Annotated in this window: 1 protein-coding gene and 1 pseudogene; both read right to left on the reverse strand. The window is 60.2% G+C overall.

Annotated features, from left to right (window positions below):
• Positions 1–876: ABC transporter permease (locus tag AC1DUU_RS32315; RefSeq protein WP_476787368.1), on the reverse strand; the 876-nt coding region annotated here is incomplete at its 3' end.
• 18 nt (positions 877–894) lie between these two features.
• Positions 895–1,296: pseudogene (locus AC1DUU_RS32320) on the reverse strand (ABC transporter substrate-binding protein); the annotation flags it as partial.

Raw genomic sequence — 1,296 nt, forward strand, 5'->3', positions numbered from 1 at the left:
GGCCAGCACCATCGGAATGTCGCGATAGGCGACCGCGTCCACCATCAGCTTGCCCATGCCCGGGTAGTTGAACACCGCTTCGATCACGACGACGTCGACGATCAGATAGGCCATGGTGATCATGCAGATCGACACGATCGGCGAAAGCGCATTGGGAAGCGCGTGCTTGAGGATGATCTTGTTGCGCGGAATGCCCTTTGTCTCGGCCATCAGGATGTAATCCGAGCTCATCACCCCAAGCACGGCGGCGCGGGTGAGCTTCATCACATGAGCTTGCGCTACAAGCACCAATGTCAGGACAGGTAGCGTCAGAGCCGAAATCCAAGTCGATAGGCTGGCGCTGGAGCGGACCATCGACAGCGGGGGGAACAGTCCGAGCTTCACGGCAAATATGAAGACCAGGAGATAGCCGATCAAAAACGACGGCATCGACAGGAATATCGCCGAGATCGAGCCGGTCGCGGTGTCGATCGCCTTGCCTCGATTGATCGCCGAAAGCAGTCCCGCCGCAATGGCCAAGGGCAGCACGATCACTGCGGCCGAGCAGGCCAGGATCAGCGAATTGATAAGGCGCGGCACCAGCAGGTTGATGACAGGTTGGGCATTGGAGAGCGAGCTGCCGAAATCGCCCTGCAGCGCATTGGTCAGCCAGTGCAGGTACCTCACCRGCAAGGGTTGGTCGAGGCCCAGCGACTTGCGCAGGGCCAAGACCGTTTCAGGCGTCGCGTTCTGGCCGAGCAACGCATTGGCTGCGTCGCCCGGCAACATCGACGTTCCCACAAAAACCAGGAACGAGATGAAGAAGATCGACACGAGTCCAGACGCAACCCTGGCTACTACGAACGATTTCACCGGGGAATTGGCGAATAGAGTCATGCCGTCCAGTCCTTGGTATCAGGCGAACCAGACCTGCTCGATGGCGCGGTAACCGGCCATCTGCAGTGCCGAGGGCACAAAACCGTCGAGATCGCTGGTCGTGCCTTCAACCGTGCTGGAGAAGAACGGAATGATGGTTCCGCCGTCTTCGCGGCAGATCTTCTGCGCGGTGGCGTAGAAGGCCTTGCGCTTTTCAAGGTCCGGTTCGGCGCGTGCCGCGATGACGGCAGCGTCGAAGTCCTTGTTCACCCACTTGCACTCGTTGTTGCCAGACGTGCTGAGGAAGGCGACCGAGAAGATCGCGTCGGCCGTCGGCCGGTCGGAACGTGCCGAGACATGGAACGGCGTCTGGCCAACGATGGTTTCCCAATAGCCGTCCGAAGGCTCGCGCTTGACCTCGATCGGAATGCCCGCCTTGGC

This window comes from Aminobacter sp. P4_H6_2 (assembly GCF_056400805.1).